Genomic DNA, 17,414 nt, shown 5'->3' on the forward strand with positions numbered 1-17,414 from the left:
GCAGTAGTGGAATTATTGTGGATCAGCTTTGGTCGTTTTCAAAAGCGTAAGCAAGTTAGCAGCTTTTGGTTTTACAAGCCAGAATTTACGGCTGTAAAAATCGAACTCGTTGCGGATCTTGTACGCCCACGCACTACCTGTTTCAGCAATATGCTCATCTAGAATACGCAATAAGAACTCTTTATGCTCTTCCATCGATTCTGTTGAGATACGGTTCAACTCAATTAACTCGTGGTTGTAGTAGTCGACAAAGTCATTATCCAAGTCAAGTACATAAGCAAAACCACCTGTCATACCCGCACCGAAGTTGTGGCCAACTTTGCCCAGTACCGTCACTACACCGCCTGTCATATATTCACAGCAGTGGTCACCTGCACCTTCAATGACAGCAAAGGCACCTGAGTTGCGTACTGCGAAACGCTCGCCCGCAGTACCCGCAGCAAATAACTTACCGCCTGTCGCACCGTATAAACAAGTGTTACCAATAATCGCAGTTTCTTGCGTTTGGAACGGCGAACCTTTTGGTGGGAAAATCGATACGCGACCACCCGCCATGCCTTTACCGACATAGTCGTTCGCATCACCTTCAAGCTTGATATGCAAACCACCTGCGTTCCACACCCCTAAAGACTGACCCGCAGTACCTTTCAGGTTCATCACAACAGGATGCGCTTCCATATCTAAATTGCCGTAACGACGCGCAATTTCACCAGAGATACGTGCACCAATTGAACGGTCACAGTTACCAACCGTGAAGCTATATTCACCGCCCGTACCAGCTTCAATTGCTGGCAACATTTCTGTCACCATCTGCTCTGCTAACACACCTTTATCGAATGGTGCATTGCCTTCAACTTGACAATATTGTGCCTTACCTTCAGCCGCAGGATGTGACTCAAGCAGTGCACTTAAATCTAAGTGAGCGTGCTTTTCAGTTTCACCTGGCAATACTTCGAGCAAGTCAGTACGACCAATCAAATCTTTCAAGCTAGCTACACCCAATGCCGCTAACCATTCACGTGTTTCTTCCGCAATAAAGTGGAAGAAATTGATCAACATTTCAGGTTCACCAATGTAGTGTTCCTGACGTAAATGATCTTGTTGTGTTGCAACACCAGTTGCACAGTTGTTCAAGTGGCAAATACGTAGGTATTTACAACCTAAAGCAATCATTGGTGTTGAACCAAAGCCGAAGCTTTCCGCACCTAAAATCGCAGCTTTAACCACGTCTAAACCAGTTTTTAAACCACCATCGGTTTGTACACGAACTTTCCCACGCAGGTCATTCACACGAAGCGCTTGATGTGCTTCAGAAAGACCCAACTCCCATGGTGAACCCGCATGGTGAATTGATGAAAGTGGAGATGCTGCTGTACCACCGTCATAACCTGAAATGGTAATGAAATCGGCATAGGCTTTCGCAACACCTGCGGCAATTGTGCCTACACCTGGCTCAGACACCAGTTTTACAGAAACCATCGCTTTTGGATTGACTTGTTTCAAGTCAAAGATCAATTGCGACAAGTCTTCAATCGAATAAATATCGTGGTGCGGAGGTGGTGAAATCAATGTCACACCTGGCACCGAGTAACGTAAACGTGCAATTAAGCCATTCACTTTACCACCTGGCAACTGACCACCTTCACCTGGTTTTGCACCTTGCGCCACTTTAATCTGCAACACTTCAGCAGAAGTTAAGTACGCTGGTGTTACACCAAAACGACCAGATGCAATCTGTTTGATTTTTGAGTTACGAATCGTACCGTAACGTGCAGGATCTTCACCGCCCTCACCTGAGTTCGAGCGACCACCAATCGTATTCATAGCAATTGCAATTGCTTCATGTGCTTCAGGAGACAATGCACCCAAAGACATACCCGCAGAGTCAAAACGTGGCAAAATTGACTCAACCGACTCAACTTGCTCTAAAGCAATCGAGTTATCTGTTTTTAACTTAAATAAGTCACGGATGGTTGCAATTGGGCGATGATTCACCAGCTCAGCATATTCTTTAAAGTCAGCATAGTTACCTGAACGTACTGCTTTGTGTAAAGCATTGATCACATCAGGGTTAAATGCATGGTATTCCTTGTCGAATACAAACTTCAATAAACCGCCCTGATCGATTGGCTTACGTGATTTCCAAGCAGTATCAGCCAATTTTTTCTGATCATTTTCAAGGTCAACAAAAGTTGCACCTTTAATACGGCTTGGCACACCAGTAAAGCATTTGCCTACAACTTCTTCAGACAAACCTACTGCCTCAAACAACTGACCACCGCGGTAAGATGCTACTGTTGAAATCCCCATTTTTGATAGGACTTTAAGTAGACCTTTATCAATACCTTTACGGAAATTTGCTTGTGCATGAATTGGATCACCCAATAACTCGCCTTTTGCAATCAAGTCATTGATTACATCGTAAGCTAAATATGGATAAATTGCTGTTGCACCAAAACCTAAAATCACTGCAAATTGATGTGGGTCACGAGCAAAACCCGTTTCCACAATAATGTTGGCATCAGTACGTAAACCGACATTAATCAAGTGATGATGTACTGCACCTGTTGCCATTACAGCATTTGCAGGTAAATAGCCTTCACGGATTTTCTTATCCGAAAGTAATAATAAAGTTTTGCCATCGCGAATTGCTTGTGCAGATTCTTCACAGATACGCGTGATTGCTGCCGCTAAACCTTCACTCTCAGCGTAGTTCAAATCGATATCTGCAATTTCATAACCCTTACGACCTAAAGTACGGATTTGATGCATTTTCGAGTTTGACAGTACAGGACTTGAGACAATTAAACGATCTGCATGTTCTGGACCTTGTTCAAATACATTTTGCTCACGACCAAAGCATGTTTCCAATGACATCACAATTGATTCACGTAATGGATCGATTGGCGGATTTGTTACTTGCGCAAACTGTTGACGGAAGTAATCCGATACATGACGTACTTGACGCGACAACACCGCCATAGGGGTATCATCACCCATTGAACCTACCGCTTCCTGACCACTTTCAGCAATCGGACGCAGTAGTTGATCACGCTCTTCAAAGGTCACCATAAACATTTTTTGCGCTGCTTTCAGGTCATCACCTTTTAAGCCTTGCTCGCACAAATATTCTTCAAGTTCTGGGCTGCCTTGCAGGCGAATTGAATTTTCACGCAACCATTCACGATATGGACGCATTTTTTTCAAGTGGTTGCTGACATCTTTAGTATCAAGCAATTTACCAGTAAAGGTATCTACCACAAGAATTTGACCAGGACCAACACGACCTTTAGAAATTACATCTTCAGGCTGATAATCCCATACACCAATTTCAGAGGCTAAAGTAATGTAACCATTTTTGGTAATCACCCAACGTGCTGGACGTAAACCATTACGGTCTAGCATACAGATTGCATGACGACCATCTTGAATTACTAAACCAGCAGGGCCGTCCCATGCTTCCATGTGCTTCGAGTTAAACTCATAGAATGCACGTAAATCAGCATCTAAAGTTTCAACATTTTGCCAAGCTGGTGGAACCAACATGCGTAGCGCACGGAATAGATCCATACCGCCACCGACGAGAATTTCAAGCATGTTATCCAAGCTCGAAGAGTCTGAACCTGTACGGTTTACAATCGGCTTAAGCTCAGTTAAACCTGGTAATAATGGGTTTTCAAACTTCGGTGTACGTGCCATTGCCCAGTTACGGTTTGCCGTAATGGTGTTGATCTCACCATTGTGAGCAAGATAACGGAATGGTTGAGCCAAAGGCCAACGCGGTAAAGTATTGGTTGAGAAACGTTGGTGGAATACCACGATATGTGATGCTAAACGCTCATCTGCAAGGTCTGTATAGAAGTCTGCAATTGCAGCAGGCATCATCAAACCTTTATAGCTGATGACTGTTGAACACAGTGTTGTTACATAGAATGATGGATCATTGCTAAGTTGCTGCTCTGCACGACGACGTGCCAAGAATAACTTACGGTTAAATTCAACCTCAGTAACTCCCATAGGGCAGTTCACAATAATTTGTTCAAAGGCTGGCAAAGATTGCATCGCAATTTCACCGAGTGCTGCATTATTGGTTGGCACTACACGCCAAGCCAGAACGCGCAAGCCTTCGTCTTCAATTTCTTTACTTAGAATTTGCTTTGAATGTGCAGCGATTGCTGGGTCCAAGTTAAGGAAAACTGTACCAACAGCGAAAATTTCACTGAGAGTAATATCGCTCAGTTTTTTTGCTTCTTCGCGGAAGAACTGTTTCGGCATCGCCAATAATAAACCACACCCATCTCCAGTCTTACCATCGGCGGCAATACCACCACGGTGGGTCATACAGCTCAAGCTATGAATGGCTGTCTTGACCAGATCATGACTCTCGTCCCCTTGCATATGTGCAATAAGGCCGAAACCACAGTTATCTTTAAACTCATCCGGTTGGTATAAACCTTGAGCGGGAGCTACAGTATTAGGCGATGGCATGTGCATAGCGTACCCTTCTTTCTACTTGGCCCTGAATCGGGCGCTGACTATCTAACTTCTTTGCGACTTAGTCTAACTTTCTCACACTAAGATCAATTTAATGCAATGATCTTGCACTCTCATGTCAAAGATAGACTGATTTTATCTTTTGTACATGACCGAAATGCAAAAAACTATTGCGACTTTTGCGCACTCTTTTAAAGCAAGCAATCTTGATGTTTTCGCACACTCTTTGAATCTTTTCGCGCCAAAATAGTGACATCAACTCAAATCATGCACCATTTAAGCAAAAAATATGCCAACTTGAGATTATTAAATCTAATTCTTTTAAATACAGAAATATCAAGTGTTCGACCTGAATTAGAGCATTTGAAGCTTTATATTAATTGCACCATTTTTGCGCATTTAATTATTGGTATAGCACAATGTGCTCTATTTTAGAACGATTAATTAAACGGATCTGCAATTTCTTGGCGCACAGGCGAATTTGAATTGGTCGATGAAGTGGCTGATTTTGTTCCTGTCTCTGCATGCGATTGAAATTTTTGCACATCAATCACATTGCCTTCAGCATCTCGACGAGTCACAGTTGTACTGGTAGATACATTACCCGTATCTGAGCTATTCGCTGTTGTACCCGCAGCTTTCGGTTTACTTAAATCCATTAAAGCTGCATCTGGTTTTGGCAAAGCTGCAGGACTTAATTTAACTTCATACAAAACTGAGGAACCTTGTAACTCCTCCATCCCCATATCATTAACTTGTGATGCATAATCTTCCAAGGCCATCACTTTAGGGTGGACAGAAGCAGGTAATTTAATACTCAATTGCTCGCGTGCTTGATTCGCTTCTCTTTCACTCGAATATAAACCGTAAAATAAAACATATCGCTCTTGTTGTTGATCCCCAGCCAATCGCAAATAAAAATAATTTTTTCGATCACCCTGTTTATTTAAAAAACTTTTAATAATGTCTTCTTCAGTCACACTAAATAATTCTAAGCTTGACTTATTTTTCTGTTCCTCAATGAATTTACTTCCTCGGAATTCATTCGCATGATTTCCCGTAGCAATAACTCGAGTAGTCTGTGTAATAGGGCGAACTTCTTCTTGTAAAGTGCCTAAATTGGTTGTAGCTGTGACACGGGCTGGTTGGATTTGCAGCTCAGCATCAGACTCCACCTTTTTATTGACTTCGACCAGTTCTTCACTACTGTCCGATCCTGCCCAAAATATCAATGCCACAAAAAGACATAACACTCCGCCCACAAGCCAGATATAACCCTGTGTATTTTTCCAATATTTGCGGAGTGTTGTCATAATTTCACCTTTATATTGTTTGATTGGCTAGAATTGCCTGTTTCATCAGTTCAACATCAAACTCTTTGGTAATGATTGCTTGACCCAACTGTTTTAACAGCACTAATCTAAGCTGACCATTCAGTACTTTCTTGTCATGTGCCATATAACTCAAGAAGTCATCCAATGGAATTGCTGGACATACTATCGGCAAACCTGCACGCTGTATGATTTTTTTTGTACGCTCTAAGTCTGCTACAGAAATCCAACCCATACGTTGTGATAAATCTGCCGCCATGACCATTCCCGTTGCAACAGCTTCACCATGCAACCACACCCCATATCCTAGATAGGATTCAATCGCATGACCAAAGGTATGACCTAAATTCAACAATGCACGCTCGCCTTGTTCTTTTTCATCATTTGCTACAATACGCGCTTTATGTGCACAAGAACGATAAACCGCCTCAGCCAATAAATGAGGATCACGTGCGACCAAGCCATCCATATTTGTTTCAAGCCAGACTAAAAAATCCTCATCTCCGAGCAAGGCATACTTAATCACTTCAGCTAAACCAGCAGACAATTCACGATCAGGCAAGCTTTTCAATTGAGACATATCCGCCAGTACTACTTGTGGTTGCTGAAATGCCCCAATCATATTTTTACCCAAAGGATGATTAATCCCCGTCTTACCGCCAACACTAGAATCGACTTGTGATAATAATGTCGTTGGGACTTGGATAAAATATACACCACGCTGGAAACATGCTGATGCAAGGCCCGCCATATCACCAATCACTCCACCCCCCAAAGCCAATACTGTACAATCGCGGTTAAAACCTGCTTCAAGCAAAGCATCAAAAATCAAATTCAGATGTTGAATATCTTTATATTTTTCACCATCAGGCAAAACACAAGTAGCAACCTTTTTACCCAATGCGTCAACAGCTTTTACATAATGCTCTAAATACAAAGGCTGAACGGTGGTATTGGTCACAATCATGACTTGCTGCCCGAGAATATACGGCGCCAGTAAATCATGAGGGTTTAAATCACTACCAATGAAGATAGGGTAACGGCGTTCACCGAGTTCTACATATAAAGTTTGCATGAGTTCAATTACTTCGGTATTCAATCAATAGGTTGTGTGGTAATCATCGTTAAGATTTTATGTGCAAGATCTCGTGCGGCACCTTGATTGGTTTCAATAATATAATGAGCCACATCCCGATATAAAGGATCACGAATCGCAAGTAAATCACGCAGTTTTTGCTCAGGATTTTCAACCTGTAGGAGAGGACGGTTTTTATCGCGATAAGTACGCTGAAGTTGAATTTCAACAGGAGTATAGAGATAAACAACAATACCACGTTGTTTTAGAAAATTACGGTTAGGAGCCTGAGTCACTGCACCACCACCAGTCGCTAAGACTAAATGTGGTCGGGCAGTCAACTCATCAATCACAATAGTTTCACGAGTACGAAATCCTGTTTCACCTTCTTTCTCAAAGATCCAAGGAATGGTTGCACCTGTTTTTCGTTCAATCTCATGATCACTATCGAGAAATTCACGGCCCAACAATTCTGCCAAATGCCGTCCGACTGTTGTTTTTCCTGCCCCCATTGGCCCTACCAAATAGATATTTGGTAGGGAATTAAACTCTTTGCTTGGCAAGGAGTCACCTATTAATTTTGTTTAAATTGAAAATATATTAATGATTTCTTGAAACACTGTCATTAACAATTCGTGGTGTCACAAAAATCAACAGCTCTTGCTTGTCATCCGACTTGGTATCTTTTCTAAACAATCTTCCGATATAAGGAATATCCCCCAAGAACGGCACCTTAGTTTGCGAGTTACTGGTTGTCTGCTCAAATACACCACCCAAAATCACTGTTTCGCCATTATTGACCAAAACATTGGTCGTAATTGTGTTTTTGTTTAATATCAACTCACCATTTGGCGCTTCGCCTGCAATCGAGTCTTTCGCAATATCAAGCTGCATTTGCACTTTACCGTCTGGGGTAATACTTGGCGTAACTTCCAAACTGAGCAGCGCTTCTTTGAATGAGGTAGTTGCTGTTGAGCCAGAAGCAGAGTTCGTTGTGGTTTGATAAGGTACTTCTTGACCTGTCGCTACCTTGGCCTTTTGTTTATCTCCAGTCAAAACTTTTGGTGTTGAAATCACCTCACCATAGCCATCTGCTTGTAAAGCTGAGAGCTCAAGATCCAACATAAAATCGGACAGGCTAATCAAGCTAAAAGCAATTTGACCCGCAGGATTGGTCACCCCCAAATCAACGTTTAAGTTATCCGGACGCTGAATAGTGTATTTTCCATCATCATCTGGGGTTTTTAAATCCCATAAAGTTTGATCACTACCACCCACTAAGAGATCGTTATTACTATTAATCCCTTGTGAAAGAATCCCCCACTTCACTCCCATCTCTTTAGTAAATGAAGTAGATGCTCGTACGATGCGTGCTTCAACCATAACTTGCTGTACTTGAACATCCAGCAAATCAACCATTTTTCTAATTTTATCTATGTTTTGCGCTGTATCATTTACGATTAACGTATTTGTACGATCATCTGAGACAATACTTCCTCTTGCACTTAATAAACTTTCTAAAGCTAAAGAGTCTTGATTATTAACACCTGTATTTTTACCAGCTTCGCTTCTAGAATCTGTTACAAGTTTAAAAACATCCGCTGCTTTAGCATAACTTAAACGCAAATATTCAGTTTGAATTGGTGCCAACTTAACACTCTGCGCTATCGCTTTGGCTTCATCTTCTTCAGACTTGATCAATTCAGCAACTGGTGCAATCCAAATCACATTACCATTACGACGCTTATCTAAATTTTTTGTTTTTAAAATAATATCAAGAGCTTGATCCCATGGAACATCTTTCAGACGCAAGGTGATATTGCCTTGTACCGTATCAGCAGCCACCATGTTAATACCAGTAAAATCTGCCAATAACTGCAATACACGACGTACCTCAATATCTTGGAAATCCAATGAAATCTTCTTACCCGTGTAGTTATTAGCTGTACGCGGTTTCATTGGATTCTTATCGACAGGACGCTTTAAGCTGATCGTTAACTTATTCTCAGCTTGGTAAGCCATGTACTCGTAGCTACCAGAGGACTGAATAGTAATTACACCACTATTACCATCATTATAAGCATCTACTGTTGCCACAGGTGTTGCAAAATCATTGACATTGAGGCGGCGAGTCAAATGTGCCGGAATTTTACTTCCCAACATACGCACCACAATTTTACTCCCTTGTTGCTGCACATCTGCTGGCGTATTGCTGCCGAGCAAATCAATAACAACCTGACCTTCACCTTCTGAACCACGTTGAAAACCAATATTGGAAACACCTTGTGATGGCGCTTTAGCCGTTGTTGCTACAGGAGTCGCAAAACTATTATCAGTCGCATTTATTTTAAGAATAAAGGTATTACCTTCAACACGGGTAGTGAAAGCACCTGCATCTGCAAGATTAATGGTTAATCGAGAACGCTGCGCATCTGAAGATACATCGACAGAACTGGCTTCTTTTGTCGCAACCTGAATATTATTTTGCTTTAATGTTTGTTGCGCTTTATCAAAATCTAAAATCAGTCTTGATGGTTGTTCAAGTTGGTAAGCTTGAGGCTGTGGTGGTATTCCGTTAAACATCACACGAATTTCAGTCCCTTGTCCTGGTACTTGCATAGGTACGACATTCGTGATGCTAACTTGTGCACTGGCAGCTTGCATCACAGCCATAGCAACCGCACCCATAGAGAATTGACGGAAAATATGATTCATTGTATTACCATCCCCAAATATAAAATCTTGAATACTGTTTTTCATTTTTATTCCTTTGAATTAAGGTGCGGGTCCAATTAAGACAAGGCTACGCGGGCGCTCAACATACCCCTCTCGACCATCGGGAATAATTTCCACAAGATCAATCTGTGTAGGCGTAATTTTCACAATTCGCCCTTGATTCATCCCCATGTAATTTCCGACTTGCACACGCTCAATTTCACCATCAGGCGTTTGGATTAACCCCAAAATTTGCCCAGACTGATTACGCATACTTCCCTTCATATTTAAGGATTCTAAAGCATAACTTTCCAATGGCTGCGACTGACGCGAAAAATTCGGATACACTCGCTTACCCGACATAATTTTTAATTCTGCTGCCAACGAACTCGGCATAAACGGACTTTTCAATTGATGCGCTGCATAATTGAATGTCGGTACAGGTGGGAAAACAGGCGCTGGTTCAATCGGCAAAGGTTGCTGATTACGAATATTTACCATTTCCATGTTTACCGCATCAATACGTGAATCACACCCCACCAAAACCAGCCCGAACATCAAAGCAAATGCTATTTTCTCAAATTTCATTTCTTCGCTCCTTCTGGAGTAACTTGAGCAGGAGGAGTTGTAGCATTCGCACCAGCTGCCACATTTTGATCATCTGTATTACCTATATAGCGATAGGTACGTGCCTTCGCAACATAAGTCACTTGCGGAATTTCAGATTTTTTATCCGTACTAATTGAAGAACTGATATCAAAATCATGTAAGGTCACAATTCGAGGTAATGCTGCAATGCCACTCGCAAAAGAACCAAAGGCATGATAATCGCCTGTCGCTTCAATACTAATTGGCTGCTCTACAAAAAACTCTTGTTTGACTTCAGGCTCTAAACGAATATTTTTAAATTTCAGCCCAGAATTCACACCTGTCACATTGATGTCTTCAACCAGACCTGGAATCTCAGTTTCCTTTGGCAATTGTTCCAATTGCTGATTAAAGTTCGCCTCCATTTCCTGCAACTGGGCTTGATATTGTTGCAAATTACGTAACTTAGAATCCTTTTCTCTGAATTCATTTAGCAAGTTTTGCTCTTGCGCATGTGCGCTAGAAATCGCATCTAATTGCGGCTTGATTACAACAAAATAGCCAACAGCACAAATTAAAAAGACAATAAAAATCCAGCAGGTAATTTTGACTGATAAAGGCCAACTGCCGTAATTATTCGGGTCCAACGTGTTAAATTGTTGAAAAAACTTATCTACTGTCATTTTTTTCTTAGTTTTAACAACGGCTTCTTGATTTAGATCATCAAACTCATCACGACTCATTGTGCTGCCCCCGCTGTTGAACTAGCTGCTGCATTTGCATCATTTGCCGCTACCGCCATTGAACCTGCAGCTTCATTCGCTGCATCCATCGGCATAGCAATCTCATCCAGATCTGCAGTTACCACAAAGCTGCCATAACTATCCTCAACACGAGGAACAATCGAACTCGGCGCTTTATTTTTATTATCTTCCACAGCAACAAAGGAATCCATAAATGCATTACGGTACCAAGGCGAAGCCTCTAAATTACGTAAAAATTCGGCTACTGCATTTGGACTTTCTGCTTTACCTTCAATAGTAAACTTATCGCCAATACGACTGAACTTAGTAATATATAAATTCGCAGGGACGACACGCGCCATTTCATCAATTAAACGCACGGCAATTGGACGTTGACTTTGCAGTCCCTGAATCAACTTCATACGTTCTACAATCGCATTACGTTGCTCTTGTAAACCTTCTAAAGATTTTAGTTGTACATCCAAGTTTTGATTGGTACTGATAATAAGCTGATTCGCTTGTTCTTGATCTTCAAGCTTATAGTTGTAATAGAACCAGGCCCCTACAACCAATAACACCCCAATTAAAGCCGCCCCAATACAAATCGCAATAAATTCTTTTTTTCGTTTCTCTCTCAGCTCATCACGCCAAGGGAGCAGGTTAATTTTTGCCATTAATCAAAACTCCTCAATGCTAGACCACACGCCACCAAGAGAGAGGAAGCATCATTTTCAATTTTTTTAATATCTATTTTTGGAGAGAAACCCATTTGCAAAAATGGGTTCGCAATCGTGACGCGGTAACCGAGTTTTTGTTGCAATAATTTAGCCAAACCAGGAATATTGGCATTTCCGCCCGCCAATAAAATATGATCGATTTCATTAAACTGCGAAGATGAAAAGAAAAACTGTAAAGAACGGGCAGCCTGTTGCACTACCGCTTCAAGAAACGGCTCTAGCACTTCTACATCATAATCATCAGGAAGCGTACGACTTTTTTTGGCACGTCCCGCTTCTTCAAATGACAGTCCATAACGATTTTGAATTTCCTGAGTCAGCTGTTTTCCACCAAAGACCTGTTCACGGGTATAAATAATCTTGTCATTTTGCATTACAGACAAGGTGGTCATGGTATGCCCAATATCCAAAATCCCGACAGTATTCACCCCCATAGGCATGGTATCCGCAAAGACTTTATAGACATTCTCCATTGCGAAACTTTCGACATCTGCAATTTTAGGTGTGAGTCCTGCCAGTTCCAGCACCTCTGAGCGTGCTTCAACATTTTCCAGACGTGTTGCGACCAAGAGCACATTGACGCGATTTGGATTCGCCAAACGGTCAGACAACACTTCAAAATCAAGACTGACTTCATCTAAAGGGAACGGAATATATTGTTCGGCATCCATACGGATTTGAACTTCACGCTCATCATCCGTCATATCAGCATCCATTTCGATAGTTTTACTAATCACCATAGATGTTGGAATGGCAATTGCAGCCGCATTTGATTGAACATTTGCTAGATTTAAAGCACGTTCCAAAGCATCCCCAATCGCTTCAGGATTTAAAATGTTCTTTTCAACAACACTGCCTTCTGGTAATGGGACCAAAGCATAGCTTTCCACCCAATAGCGACCGTTTTTTACAGACAGCTCTAACAACTTAACAGAAGTGGAACTAATATCTACTCCTATTAACCCCTTACTTGGCTTACGATATAACCTGAGCACAATACTATTCCTATTATTTTTTTATCCCCAATAGAAGTAACTAACCAACTGGCTGTGGTCTATAATTTTATACGGATACAATAACTCATTAACAATCCGTATCTGTAAACGGCTATACTGACCACCAATTAGTTTGCCATTAGCTCCTATTAAAACTTACTTGTTATGAAAAAGCTATCTTGTTCAGGCCGTGTTCATCCATTTTTTTTGATCATAATTATAGTCTTGGTCGCAATTCCTATGGGGTTTTATGGCATGTATCTCTATATTGCCCCCTCTTTGCCTGAAATGAGCATCTTAAAAAAAGCACCCTTATTAAAACCATTACAAGTTTATAGTGCAGATCAACAACTGATTGCAGAATATGGTGGCAAACTTTCTGTACCTGTTGAGTATGATCAAATCCCACGTACATTCATTCATGCTTTTTTGGCTGCAGAAGATTCGGCCTTTTTTGAACACAGTGGCATTAGTTTTAAGGGGCTAGGACGCGCGGTCAGTGAAAGCATTACAGGGTCAAATGTTCAAACAGGTGGCTCGACCATTACCATGCAGGTGGCAAAAAACTATTACCTTAGCCCTGAACGCACTTTAAAGCGTAAATTGACCGAGGTTTTCCTTGCGCGCAAGATTGAGCAAAACCTGAGTAAAGAAGAAATTCTCACGCTCTATGTGAACAAGATTTTTTTGGGTAAAAATGCCTATGGGATCGCTGCTGCTGCCAAGATTTACTACAACAAAAACCTTGAAGATTTAAGCATTGCACAAATGGCTATGATTGCAGGTCTTCCAAAAGCACCTTCAAAATACAATCCCGTCGCTAATCCAGAGCGTGCACTAGAGCGTCGCAACTGGATTTTGGGTCGTATGTTACAACTGGGCTATATCAACCAAGAACAATATCAAACTGCAATTGCTGAACCCATCAACCTAGACATGCCTGACCGTGGCGTGAGCAATTTGTTTCCGTACGTCGGGGAAATGGTTCGCTCAGAATTGGTCAGTAAATTTGGTGAGCAAGCGATTGATTCTGGGTATAAAGTTTATACGACCATCAATAGCCAACGCCAATTCTTCGCAGAACAATCGGTACAAGATGGTTTGGAAGCCTATGACCGACGCCATGGCTGGCGTGGTGCAGAAGCCCACGATAAAGATCTAAAACAGTTTACCGCCTATGCCAACACCTATCCTGCCAAAGTAACCAAAGTCAACGATACTTCTTTTGAAGCCTTTATGCAGGATGGTTCTAGCGTGACAGTGCCTTGGTCTGGCATGTCTTGGGCGCGCCCCTATCGCAACGCCAACAGTGTTGGTGCTGCACCCAGTCGTGCATCTCAAATTGTCAAAGTCAAAGATATTGTGCGCTTAAGACCCAATGCCGACAAAAGCTCATGGGCCTTGGTTCAAATTCCCAAGGTACAAGGTCAACTGATTGCGTTGAATCCAAACAATGGGGCGATTGAAGCGGTTGTCGGTGGTTATAATTTTTATCAATCTAAATTCAACCGTGCCTTACAGGGCTGGCGTCAACCTGGTTCGACCATTAAACCCTTTGTTTATGCTTTGGCTTTAGAGCGTGGCATGACGCCTTTTACCATGGTCAACGACAGCCCAATTACCATTGGCAAGTGGTCACCTCGAAATTCAGATGGCCGCTATTTGGGTATGATTCCATTACGTCGCGCCCTCTATTTATCACGTAATACTGTTTCCGTCCGTTTACTTCAAGCTGTAGGGATTGAACGTACTCGCCAGTTATTTATGGATTTTGGTCTGCAAGAGGATCAAATCCCCAATAACTACACCATCGCCTTAGGGACACCGCAAGTCCTACCAATTCAAATGGCAACAGGTTATGCCACATTTGCCAATGGTGGTTATCGCATTCAACCACACTTTATTGATCGTATTGAAGATGCGTATGGCAAAGTCATTTATCAATCCAATCCAGAATATGCTTGTATCGAATGCATTAATGCAAAAGAAGATGCTTCTGATTCAGCAGCACCTGTAACACCTGACGATGAAGTCATTCAGGTCACCAACCAAGCTGCGGAAGCCAAAATTACGGAGCCAAGTGCGACCAATCCAGAATATCGCCAAGCACAGCGTATTTTAAAATCCAGTTCAGCTTTTGATATGGCCAACATCCTCAAAGATGTGATTCAGCACGGTACTGGCCGTGCTGCACTCAAAATTGGTCGTGATGACTTGGGGGGTAAAACAGGAACCACCAATGATGCTAAAGATGCGTGGTTTGCTGGTTTTAATGGCAAATTGGTCAGTATTGCATGGGTCGGCTTTGACCAACCCACCACTTTAGGTCGTCGTGAATATGGTGGCGTTGCTGCACTACCGATCTGGACCAACTTTATGGACAATGCTCTAAAAGGCACACCATCTGCTTGGGTACATTTGGATCAAAATGCCAAAGCACCAACTTTGCACAATGACACCCAATTTATCGAAGGTGAGACCAAAAAGGACTACCGCTCTTCACCACCTTTGGCTCAGCCATTATCACGCCCTAAACCTGCTGCACCCGCACGGGCACCTGAACGTGATTTTGATGACTTACCTGATGAAGAGCCGTTGACTCCAAGTGATCAAGCACCTCCAGCCATGCAAAACGCACCTGCGACAAAAAAGGCTGATGCCATTGAACATCTGATTGATCAGTTCCAATAAGCGATGCATGACGGCGTAAAAAAGCCCTCTATTTGAGGGCTTTTTTATAAGCTTATTTCTTTTGAAATAAATACAATTGGAACTGTGCGGTTACGCGAAACTCAGCTAATGCTTCCAATGCACTCCGTCGTTCAACCTTAGCTTTGTAAGCGTAGGGCGTCATTGCAACCAGGTTCTTTAACTGTTGTTGCGGCAACTGCAATTCAGCACTCACCACCTGCGATTCAAGCAAGTCGAAATCAGAAGCCAGTTGCTGTACAAATTTATTCGGCTCATGTGGTTTGACTTCCTCAAACAATGCTTCCCGCAAAGCAAACAAATGTTCTGGTGCAGGCGTCACCACCAACAAGTAAGCTTTGTCTTTTAAAACACGTAAGATTTCTTGCTGCGGAATAGGACTAAATAGGCTGCTACACAAATCAATCGATTGATCTAATACAGGTAAGGTTGCACCCGTACCCACCACCCAAGTCACTTCTGGATTTAGTTTAGCCGCAACCTGCACCGCATTTTTCGCAATATCCACACCGACACATTGCAATACTTCAGACTGCATAGCAGCAGTGTAATAGCCTTCACCACAGCCAATATCCAACAGGTTTTCAATGCGAAGCTGACGTAATTTCTCTACCACAGCCTGCTGCAAAGGCGCATAGAACCCCGCACTCAAGAATGCACGACGCGCTTGTACCGATTCAACCGTATCCCCAGGTGTTTTACTGTGCTTATGCTGTACCACATGTAAATTCACATAACCTTGTTTAGCCACATCGTAACTATGACGATTCTCACATTGCCACGTCTTTTCGACCAAACTTAATTTCTCACGACATACAGGGCACATGATTAGATTCATCATATTCTCCAAAAACTGCCCATAAAATAAAAAGGTCGGCATATGCCGACCTTATTTTTACGGATTTTGCTTAGCGCAATTTTAAAGTCATTAGACCCAAAACCACCAGCATAATTGTGATAATCCAGAAACGAATCACCACTTGGGTTTCACGCCAGCCTTTTTTCTCGTAATGATGATGCAGCGGTGCCATCAAGAACACCCGCTTATTGCGCATGCGCAGTGAACCAATTTGAAGGAAGACCGAAATCGCCTCTACCACAAATACACCACCCATAATTGCAAATACGATTTCTTGACGAACCATCACGGCAATCGTACCCAGCATCGCACCCAACGATAAAGCACCGACATCACCCATGAATACCTGAGCAGGATGTGCGTTATACCAGAGGAAAGCCAAACCTGCGCCAATCATCGCTGCACAGATCACCACCAGTTCCGAGGAATATTTAACATAAGGAATATGTAAGTAGTTAGCAAAACGTACATCACCCGCCAAGTAGGCAAAGACACCTAGACCCGCAGCCACCAGTACAATCGGCATGATCGCCAGACCATCCAGACCATCCGTCAGGTTCACGGCATTGGATGCCCCGTTGATCACCAGATAGGTAAAGATAATAAAGCCAATCCCTAAAGGTATCGCTGACAATGGAATACTGAGGTTCTTGAAGAATGGAATCAGCAAATCCAGCATATTCGCGGTATGCACTGGATTATCTTGTTGTTTAGCAATCACATACAACGCAATGCCCGCACCTATCGACGCAACCGATGTCCAGAAAAACTTCTTCCGCGCTGGCAAACCAGCATTGTCTTTATAGCGAATTTTGATCCAGTCATCTGCCCAGCCGACAGCACCAAAAATCACCATCACGCCTAAGACAATCCAGACATATGGGTTAGATAAGTCCGCCCAGAGTAGGGTTGAAATCCCAATCGAGAGTAGAATCAAGACCCCACCCATGGTCGGTGTACCCATCTTCTTGGCATGGTTTTCTGGAGCAAAGGTACTCACCGCCTGACCATATTTTAAGGCTTGTAACTTACGGATCATGACTGGACCCAGCACCAATCCAATGGAAAGTGCGGTCAAAACGCTGAGCAATGAACGTAATGTTAAATAGCGTACTACTTGGAATGAGCTGTGATAGCCCGCAAGCTGTTCAAATAACCATAACAGCAT

General features: G+C 42.5%; 12 protein-coding genes. 1 reads left to right on the plus strand and 11 read right to left on the minus strand.

Annotation, left to right across the window (positions count from 1 at the left end):
- Positions 1-12 precede the first annotated feature (12 nt).
- The 9 genes from gltB to I593_RS16500 form a co-directional block, all read right to left on the minus strand.
- Complete coding sequence (gene gltB / locus I593_RS16460) at positions 13-4,488, minus strand: glutamate synthase large subunit (protein WP_154653751.1); 4,476 nt, start codon at positions 4,486-4,488, stop codon at positions 13-15.
- Between the two features lie 446 nt (positions 4,489-4,934).
- Entirely contained in the window at positions 4,935-5,807 is an 873-nt protein-coding gene (locus tag I593_RS16465; protein ID WP_016168702.1) for a hypothetical protein, read from the minus strand.
- A gap of 10 nt (positions 5,808-5,817) precedes the next feature.
- The gene (gene aroB / locus I593_RS16470; protein ID WP_016168703.1) at positions 5,818-6,900 is read right to left on the minus strand and encodes a 3-dehydroquinate synthase; all 1,083 of its coding nucleotides are present in this window, start codon (positions 6,898-6,900) and stop codon (positions 5,818-5,820) included.
- A 20-nt stretch (positions 6,901-6,920) separates the two neighbouring features.
- Positions 6,921-7,463: a shikimate kinase AroK gene (gene aroK, locus I593_RS16475; protein WP_016168704.1), complete on the minus strand. Its 543-nt coding sequence runs from the start codon at positions 7,461-7,463 to the stop codon at positions 6,921-6,923.
- A 37-nt stretch (positions 7,464-7,500) separates the two neighbouring features.
- The gene (gene pilQ / locus I593_RS16480) at positions 7,501-9,615 is read right to left on the minus strand and encodes a type IV pilus secretin PilQ (protein WP_026440947.1); all 2,115 of its coding nucleotides are present in this window, start codon (positions 9,613-9,615) and stop codon (positions 7,501-7,503) included.
- Between the two features lie 60 nt (positions 9,616-9,675).
- Positions 9,676-10,203, minus strand: coding sequence for a pilus assembly protein PilP (locus I593_RS16485; protein WP_016168706.1), 528 nt, complete (start codon positions 10,201-10,203; stop codon positions 9,676-9,678).
- The gene (locus I593_RS16490; protein ID WP_016168707.1) at positions 10,200-10,946 is read right to left on the minus strand and encodes a type IV pilus inner membrane component PilO; all 747 of its coding nucleotides are present in this window, start codon (positions 10,944-10,946) and stop codon (positions 10,200-10,202) included. The genes I593_RS16485 and I593_RS16490 overlap by 4 nt, the downstream gene beginning before the upstream one ends.
- Positions 10,943-11,620, minus strand: a complete 678-nt coding sequence (locus I593_RS16495) for a PilN domain-containing protein (protein ID WP_016168708.1) — start codon at positions 11,618-11,620, stop codon at positions 10,943-10,945. The genes I593_RS16490 and I593_RS16495 overlap by 4 nt, the downstream gene beginning before the upstream one ends.
- Entirely contained in the window at positions 11,620-12,678 is a 1,059-nt protein-coding gene (locus I593_RS16500) for a pilus assembly protein PilM (protein WP_016168709.1), read from the minus strand. Before I593_RS16500 ends, I593_RS16495 begins: the two co-directional genes overlap by 1 nt.
- Before the next feature lie 165 nt (positions 12,679-12,843).
- Here I593_RS16500 and ponA point away from each other — a divergent pair, with 165 nt between their 5' ends.
- On the plus strand, positions 12,844-15,369 hold the full coding sequence (gene ponA / locus I593_RS16505; protein WP_016168710.1) for a penicillin-binding protein PBP1a: 2,526 nt from the start codon (positions 12,844-12,846) through the stop codon (positions 15,367-15,369).
- Positions 15,370-15,421: 52 nt separating this feature from the next.
- Here the strand turns inward: ponA and I593_RS16510 are convergent, their stop codons facing one another.
- Both I593_RS16510 and mraY read right to left on the minus strand, forming a co-directional pair.
- Positions 15,422-16,225: a putative RNA methyltransferase gene (locus I593_RS16510; protein ID WP_026440945.1), complete on the minus strand. Its 804-nt coding sequence runs from the start codon at positions 16,223-16,225 to the stop codon at positions 15,422-15,424.
- Positions 16,226-16,295: 70 nt separating this feature from the next.
- Positions 16,296-17,414, minus strand: a complete 1,119-nt coding sequence (mraY, locus tag I593_RS16515) for a phospho-N-acetylmuramoyl-pentapeptide-transferase (RefSeq protein ID WP_016168712.1) — start codon at positions 17,412-17,414, stop codon at positions 16,296-16,298.

Source organism: Acinetobacter tandoii DSM 14970 = CIP 107469 (assembly GCF_000400735.1).
Classification (GTDB): Bacteria; Pseudomonadota; Gammaproteobacteria; order Pseudomonadales; family Moraxellaceae; genus Acinetobacter; species Acinetobacter tandoii.